This window comes from Actinomadura violacea (genome assembly GCF_017573465.1).
GTDB classification, from domain to species: domain Bacteria; phylum Actinomycetota; class Actinomycetes; order Streptosporangiales; family Streptosporangiaceae; genus Spirillospora; species Spirillospora violacea.
Genome location: NZ_JAGEPF010000060.1, coordinates 26046 through 33174, shown reverse-complemented (window position 1 = coordinate 33174; position 7129 = coordinate 26046). Strand labels below are relative to the sequence as shown.

Annotated in this window: 6 protein-coding genes; 1 reads left to right on the top strand and 5 read right to left on the bottom strand. The window is 76.8% G+C overall.

Annotation, left to right across the window (positions count from 1 at the left end; genetic code table 11):
- Positions 1–60: 60 nt before the first annotated feature.
- From J4709_RS52345 to J4709_RS52330, 4 genes are read right to left on the bottom strand one after another with little or no spacing between them, the layout of a single operon-like run.
- The gene (locus J4709_RS52345; RefSeq protein ID WP_208253007.1) at positions 61–780 is read right to left on the bottom strand and encodes an FHA domain-containing protein; all 720 of its coding nucleotides are present in this window, start codon (positions 778–780) and stop codon (positions 61–63) included.
- Positions 781–785: 5 nt separating this feature from the next.
- A complete protein-coding gene (locus tag J4709_RS52340) occupies positions 786–2195 on the bottom strand; it encodes a vWA domain-containing protein (RefSeq protein WP_208253006.1) in 1410 nt (469 codons plus the stop codon).
- Positions 2192–3157 carry a PP2C family protein-serine/threonine phosphatase gene (locus J4709_RS52335; protein ID WP_208253005.1) on the bottom strand — a complete coding sequence of 322 codons (966 nt, stop codon included), beginning with the start codon at positions 3155–3157 and terminating at the stop codon, positions 2192–2194. The genes J4709_RS52340 and J4709_RS52335 overlap by 4 nt, the downstream gene beginning before the upstream one ends.
- 2 nt (positions 3158–3159) lie before the next feature.
- Positions 3160–5199 (bottom strand): serine/threonine-protein kinase, encoded by a 2040-nt coding sequence (locus tag J4709_RS52330; protein WP_443608853.1) that lies wholly within the window; start codon positions 5197–5199, stop codon positions 3160–3162.
- On the opposite strand from J4709_RS52330, the gene J4709_RS56385 reads away from it, so the two are divergent.
- Entirely contained in the window at positions 5135–5335 is a 201-nt protein-coding gene (locus J4709_RS56385; protein WP_443608854.1) for a hypothetical protein, read from the top strand. The two genes, J4709_RS52330 and J4709_RS56385, sit on opposite strands and share 65 nt — an antisense overlap.
- A gap of 355 nt (positions 5336–5690) precedes the next feature.
- On the opposite strand, the gene J4709_RS52325 is transcribed toward J4709_RS56385, so the two are convergent.
- Positions 5691–6938: a hypothetical protein gene (locus J4709_RS52325; RefSeq protein WP_307802180.1), complete on the bottom strand. Its 1248-nt coding sequence runs from the start codon at positions 6936–6938 to the stop codon at positions 5691–5693.
- Between the last annotated feature and the right edge of the window lie 191 nt (positions 6939–7129).

Below are 7129 nucleotides of genomic sequence, written 5' to 3'. Positions count from 1 at the left end.
CGGCGCCGGGGGCGGGCGGGACGGCCGCGGGGGGCGCCGCGGGCCGCGCGGGCGTCATCGTCATGGCGGGCCTTCCTCAAGGGACAGCGTGATGGTCGTCCAGGCGCCGACGTGGACGCGGTCGCCGTCGCCGAGGGGCACCGGCGTGTTCACGGCGACCGGGTCGGCGGCGCCGTTCACCGTCGTCCCGTTGGTGGAGCCGGGGTCGACGAGCAGCCAGCCGCCGTCCGGCCGGGCGAGCAGCACCGCGTGCAGGTGCGAGACGCCGGGGTCCTCGGGCGGGCCGCCGAGGTCGATCTCGGGGACGCTGCGCCGGGACCCGCTGCGCCGGCCGATCCTGATCTGCTCGCCGGCCAGCGGGACGCGCCGCTCCGGGCAGTACGGCGGGAACTCCAGCGACGCCGAGTCGGGGCCCTCCTGCGCGATCACCGAGGCGTAGTACTCGCGGTCCGCGGTGATCACCGCGGACCAGCGGGCGGCGGGCGGCCCCGGTTCGGGTCCGGGCTCCTCGGGGGCCTGGGCGGTGCCGGTCGCGAAGTCGTATCCGCAGTTCTCGCAGAACCGGCCGCTGCGCGGGGTGCCGCAGTCGGGGCACTCCTCGGGGGCCGGCTCCTCCTGCGCCGGAGGGGGCGCCGTGCCCGCCCCGGGCGGATCGGCGATCACCACGGCGCCGCGCTCGACCATGGTGAACTCCGCGCGCGGCGCCCCCTCCAGGAGGTCGCCGCACACGTCGCAGTAGTCGTCGGCGGCGGACACGTGCCCCTTCCCGCAGACCGGCATGGACCTCAGCTCCCGGCCTCGTCCGGCGGCGTGCCGGGCGGTGCGGACGGCGGCTCGGCGGGCTTCGCCGGCGGGGTCGCGCCGGGCGTCGTCGGCGGCGTCGGGGTGCGGGTCCGGGCGGTGCGGACGGTGCGCACCGAGCGGGTGTCGAGCGACATCTCGTCGGCCTTGGACACCTCCGCCTTCAGCCGGACGGTGCCCGTCGCCTGGTCGACGACGTCCACGACCTTGTCCAGCAGGCCCGCGATCTGCTCGTTGCCGACCTCGCGGGCGAGCACCACCGCGCGGCCGAGCCGGGCCGTCGCGGTGTCCTCGTCGCCCTCGCGGCGGGCCTCCAGCCCCTCCTGGATCGCGTCCGCGAGCTCGGACTGCCCGGTGTGGTGCGCGACCCGCCCGTTGATCCGGGTGGAGCGGGCCTCGTCGTCGGTCCACTCGGCGAGGACGTTCCCGGACGCCAGCACCCGCTCGGCCCCGCCGCCCGTCCCCGGCGCGATCAGCTTCACCCACGCCGCGCGCATCTGCCGGCCGATGTCGCCCGGCTCGACCGCCACGCACAGGTGGTACTCGCGGTTCTCGCTGCCCCACGCGCCGAGCGGGTAGTCGACGGTCTGCGCCCCCGACTCGGCCCGCCGGCCGGTCAGGTCGTCCACGGTCGGCACCATCTGCTTGAGGAACCGCAGCTCGGCGTGCTGCGGCGTCCACACGCGCAGCGCCACGTCCGCGACCTGCTTGCCCATCGCCGCCCGCGTCATCGCCAGGAAGTCGGCCTCCAGGTCCTTCGGGTCGGGGACGTCCAGGAACCCGCCCAGCAGCGCCGAGGTGATCTTGCGCAGCTCGGCGACCTCCCAGTCGGTGCCGACGCCGCGCGCGTCGCACAGGAAGTGCCCGGAGCACTGCCGCAGCGCCGCGTCCAGCTCCTCGTCGCTCTCGTGCTGGTTCTTGCCGTCGGTGAGCAGGATCGCGTGCTTCACCGCGCCGTCCCGCCCCTCGAACAGCCGGTCGGCGAGCCGCAGCCACGAGCCGATCGCGGTGCCGCCCGCCGCGTCCAGCCGCGCGACGGCGTCGGCCGCGCTGCGCCGCGTCGCCGCGCTCGCCTCGACCAGCCGCTCGCCCTGCGGGTAGATCATCCGCGGCCGGTTCGCGCCCGCGACGACCGCGAACCGCACCCCGTCGCGCAGCACCCCGACCGCCGCCTTCGCCGCCCGCCGCGCCGCGGCCATCTTGCCGCTGTAGGACATCGACCCGGACGTGTCGATGATGATGACCTCCGCGGCGTCCGCATCGGCGGCCGCCTCCGCACTGCCCGCCTCGCCCGTGCCCGCCTCGACGGTGACGATCGCGTGCATCTCCCGCCCGCCCGCAGGCAGGTAGGGGTTCTGGTCCACGCGGATCGTGAACTCGGGACGTTCGCTCATCTGCCGGGCTCCCTCGTCGGGTCGGGCGGCGGGAACTCGATGACCACCACCGTCACGTTGTCGTGTCCCCCCGCGTCCAGCGCCGCCCGCACCAGCCGCCGCGCCGCCCCCAGCGGCCCGTCCTCCCGGGCCTCCCCGTCCGGCCCGCCGAGCGCGACCGACGCCAGCGCCGCCGCGTCCGGCAGGTCGTTCCACAGCCCGTCGCTGCAGACCAGCACCAGTCCCGGGCCGTCCGGCTCGAACGCGGCGAGGTGCGCGTCGAACGCGCCCGCGTCCGCGCCCAGCCACGCCGTCAGCATGTGCGCGCGGCGGTCCGCCCGCGCCGCCGCCGCGGTCGCCTCGCCGCGCGCGACCGCCTGCACGGCCCACGAGTCGTCCGTGGTCAGCGGGTAGGAGTCCGCCGCCGACAGCCAGTAGGCGCGGCTGTCGCCCAGCCAGCCGACCGTGACCCGTCCCGCCGCGACGACCGCCGAGACGAACGTGCAGGCCGGACCGGGCCCGCCGCCGGCGCCGCCCATGCCGCCCGAGAGGGCCGCGACCGCCTCGCCCGCCCGCCGGACGGCCTGCCGGGTCGCCTCGTCCGGGTCCGCGCCCGCCCCGATCCGGTCGAGCAGCACCCCCGACGCCGTCTGCGCCGCGGCCCGCGCCGCCTCCCGCGACCCCGGCGCCGTCGCGACCCCGTCGCACACGACCGCGCACGCCCCGCGCGGCAGCGCCGCCAGCGCGAACGCGTCCTCGTTGTGGACGCGGCGCAGCCCCGGATCGCTGATCCCGGCGCCGAGCGCGGGCCGCCCGTCCACCACCAGCTGCGCCTCGGCGTGCTCGTCGCCGCCCGGCTGCCGCAGCCCGCACGCCCCGCAGAACCCGTCCGCCGTGACGGCCCAGCTCCCGCAGTCCCGGCAGGCGGCCTCCCCGTGGCCGCCCCCGTGCGCGCGCGCGTCCGCGCTCCTGTCCCGGTTCATCGTCAGAACAGCGTCCTCGGGCGGACGGCGTTGGCGCGCCGGACCATCGCGTGGCGGTGGTCCGGGCCGTCCGCGAGCTTGGCGAGCACCCGGTAAGTCTCCTCCAGCTTCGCCCGCAGTCGCGGCTCTTCCAGCGGGATGCCCAGGATGTCCTTTTCCGGCCGCAGCTGCGCCGGGGTCCGGTCGGCGCGCAGCCAGCCGAGCGCGGCCTCCAGCACCTCCGCGACGAACGCCGAGTACCGCTCGGTGTCCAGCCGCAGCGACCGCAGCCGCCGTCCCGCCTCCACCAGCGCCGCCGCGTTCAGCTCCGCCGGCGGACGCCCCCGCACCGCCGCCCCGACCGCGCCGAGCTGCGCCGCCAGGTAGTGGCTGGAGATCCGCGGCACCGAGTCCAGGACGCGTCCCGCGCTGCCCCGGTCGCCACCCGCCAGGTATGCGCGGGCCAACCCGAACGCGGCGCTGACGTGCGTCGGGTCGGTGCGCCAGACCGTCGCGTAGAAGCGTCCCGCGGTGACGTGCTCGCCCAGCAGCTCCTTGCAGAAGCCGAGCGCGAGCTTCGGCGCCTGCTCGCCCGGCATCAGGTCGTACAGGTCGGAGAACACGGCGGCGGCGTCCGCGGCCCGGCCGTCCGCCAGCGCGCGGGCGCCCCGGTACCAGTCGACCCGCCAGTCGTCGGGCTGCTCGGCGTCCAGCTCCTGCAGCAGCCGCCCCGCGACCTCCAGGTCGCCCAGCTCGATCCGCACCCGGACCAGCGCGAACCGCACCTCCCGCGACGCCACCGGCGCGGCCGCCAGCGCCGCCGCGAGGTCGCCCGGGTCGCGGGCCGTCAGCCCCGCGAGGAACGCGGCCGCCGGATCCGAGCCGTGCACCAGCGGGACGGGCAGCGCGATCGCCGCCGCGGCCGGATCCAGCGGCGCCAGCACCGGCGCCGACCCGTTCCGCGCCGGATCGGGGTCGATGATGTCGGTCCCGGCGGTGTGCTGCTCGGGCCCGAACAGCGGCGACGGCGCCGGACGGGCCTTCCCGTCCTCCGCCGACAGCACCTCGCGCAGCACCCCGGTCAGCTGCTCGGCCATCTCCGCCGCGCTCTGGAACCGGCGCGCCTCGTCCGGATGCGTCGCCCGCCGCAGCAGCCGGTGGTACGACTCGTGCCGCTGGAACAGCGGCACCTCCTCGCGCGGCGGCAGGCTGCGCAGATGCTTCCTGGTGTAGCCGCGGAACGGGAAGCTCAGCACGGCGAGCGTCCGGCCGACCGTGTACAGGTCCGACACGACCGACGGGCCCGTCGAGCCGATCTCCGGCGCCTGGTAGCCGGGCGTGCCGAAGATCGGGCTGTCCACGTCGAACGCGCGCCGCACCCCGCCGAGGTCGATCAGCTTCAGCTGCTCCTCGGACTGGATCGCGTTGTCCGGCTTGAAGTCGCAGTACAGCAGGCCGACACCGTGCAGGTAGCCGAGCGCGCTCAGCACCTCCAGGCCGTAGGCGAGCACCTGCCCGAGCGGCAGCGCCGCCTGGTCGCCCTCCTCGTCGCGGCGCGCGAGCAGGATCTCCTTCAGCGACCGGCCGCCGACGTACTCCATCACGATGTAGCCGGAGTCGCCGTGCCGGACGAAGTTGTAGATCTTGACGATGTTCGGGTGCTCGACCTCGGCGAGGAACGCCCGCTCGGCCGCCGCGGCGGCGAGCGAGTCGGCGTCGCCGGTGTCCAGCAGGCCCTTCAGCACCACCCACCGCTCGCTGACGTTGTGGTCGCGCGCCAGGTACACCCAGCCGAGCCCGCCGTGCGCCAGGCAGCCGAGCACCTCGTACTGCCCGCCGAGCACATCGCCGGGCTTCAGCTTCGGGGTGAAGGAGAACCGGTGCCCGCAGCTCGCGCAGAACCCCTCGGTGCGGCCCGGCCGCCCGTCCCGGCCGCGGCCGACCTTCTCCCCGCACCGGCTGCAGTACCGCCGGTTCTCCGGGACCTCCGGCTTCTCCATGATCGCCGACGCCGGGTCGCGGAACGGCACGGGCGGCACCTCGACCAGCCCGGCGCCGAGCATCCCGCGCCTGGCGGACCCGCTGGAGCCCGTGCCGCGCGTCCCGCCGCGCGACGCGGTGCGGCCCGAGCCACCGGACCCGCTGGTCGGCTCGCTGCCCGACCCGCCCGACGACCCCGTCCCCGACTGGGCCGACTGAGCCGACTGAGCCGACTGAGCCGACTGAGCCGACTGGGCCGACGGCCCGGTCCCCCAGCCCGGCCCGGTGCCCGACGCGCCCGTTCCCGACGCGCCCGTGCCTGATGGCCGCGTCCCTGGTGGCGCGGCCACGCCCGGCCCGCCCGTCGCCGAGGATGCCGGCCGCTCGACCGACGTGGCGGGCGCGTTCACGACCGTCACCGGAGCCGGAGTTGGAGCGGGCGGTGGCGTCGGAGCAGGGGCAGGGCCCGAGCCGGGGTCCGCGGGCGGCGGCTCCGCCAGAGGCGCCATCCCGCACACGTCGCAGAAGCCGTCGTCGCCGACCTCGCCGGTGCAGCCGGGCTGGTTGCATCGGGTCATGTGGTCCCCGTCCCGTCGGTCTCGCGCGACCTGATCGCGCGTTGGTACTCGGCCAGCAGCGCGGTCGCCCGGCGCAGGTCGCACGGCGCCGTCCACAGCACCTCGCGGGCCCGCCCGTGCAGCTCGGTGAGCGCCGCGTCCTCGGCGAGCCCGAGCCGCGCCGCCTTCGCCCGGTACGCCTCCAGGCGCCCGCGCAGCTCGCCCCGCCGCTCCAGGAGCCCCTCGCTGAGACGCAGATCATCGCGGGCCCGTTCCAGCGCCTCCGCCTCGGCCCGCTCCAGCGCCGCGACGCTCCCCGCCATCTCCACCCAGCGGCCCGCCTCGCGCAGCCGCTCCAGCGCCGCGAGCCGGTCCCGCAGCCCGGCGCCGAGCCCCCGCGACGGCTCCGGCACGTTCGGCGCGAGGATCTTCTCCAGCACCGTCGCGTACGCCTCCCGGGCCCGCCGCTCGGTGTCCTCCACCCGGCCGATCGCGGCGGTCAGGCCCGCGACCAGCTCGGCGTACTCGTCGCGGAGCCGCGCCACCCCCGCCAGCTCGTCGCCGATCGACCGCAGCGACGCCCGCACCCGGTCCAGCCGCGCGGTGTCGGGACGGCCGTCCGGGCACAGCGACAGCGGATCGGTGCGGACCAGCCGGCCGAGCGCCGTCAGCTCGCGGCCCAGCCGGTCCAGGTCCGGATGCCGGGTGCCGTCGAGGGAGTGCGCGAGCCGGGCCGTCCGCTGCCAGCCCTCCTCCGCATCCTCCAGCGGCTTCAGCAGCGCCGACCACGCCGCGTCCGCCGCCGCGACCTCCTTCGCCACGAACGCGTACGCGTCGGACATCATCCCGACCGCCTCGTCCAGCGTCGCGCGCTTCTCCTGCGGGCCGAGCAGCGTCCGGTCCTCCAGGGGGATCTCGCCGTCCGGCAGCTCCACCGAGCGCCCCGACAGCATCCCGGTCAGCTCCACCAGCGTCGCCACGTCCGGGCGCGCCGCCCGGCCGCGCAGCGCGCACGCCGCGTCCAGCACCCGCTGGTAACCGTCGAAGACCCGCCACAGCAGCGCCAGCCGCGCCCGCACCCGCTCCCAGCGCCGCCACGTCTCCCCGGTCAGCCGCGCGCCCTTCAGCAGCCGGACGCCGGTGTGGCCGTCGAGCTCCAGCAGGGACGCCGCGATCCGCTCCCGCTCAGCGCCGAGCGTCCGGAGGGCATGGTCGACCCCCTCCCGGCTCATGGGCGCGGCGGCCCCGGCCCCGCTCTCGTCCACCTCAGCCCCGCGTTCGGTTCTCTCGGTCCCCGTGCACGCCCCCGTTCCGGCGGCCTGGGAGCAAAGGACCGCTCAAGTATCGGGCACGCGCTCTCCAACAAGTGTGATCCGTGACACTTGGCGACACAAGCGCCTGTCCCCGGCGGACAGGGCACCGCGCCGGTGGGACGATCGGCGCGGGCCCGTACCCT

Excerpts from the sequence above, each read along its gene's own strand:
- J4709_RS52345 (WP_208253007.1), bottom strand. The coding sequence starts at position 780 with ATGCCGGTCTGCGGGAAGGGGCACGTGTCCGCCGCCGACGACTACTGC.
- J4709_RS52340 (WP_208253006.1), bottom strand. The coding sequence starts at position 2,195 with ATGAGCGAACGTCCCGAGTTCACGATCCGCGTGGACCAGAACCCCTAC.
- J4709_RS52335 (WP_208253005.1), bottom strand. The coding sequence starts at position 3,157 with ATGAACCGGGACAGGAGCGCGGACGCGCGCGCGCACGGGGGCGGCCAC.
- J4709_RS56385 (WP_443608854.1), top strand. The coding sequence starts at position 5,135 with ATGATCGCCGACGCCGGGTCGCGGAACGGCACGGGCGGCACCTCGACC.
- J4709_RS52330 (WP_443608853.1), bottom strand. The coding sequence starts at position 5,199 with ATGCTCGGCGCCGGGCTGGTCGAGGTGCCGCCCGTGCCGTTCCGCGAC.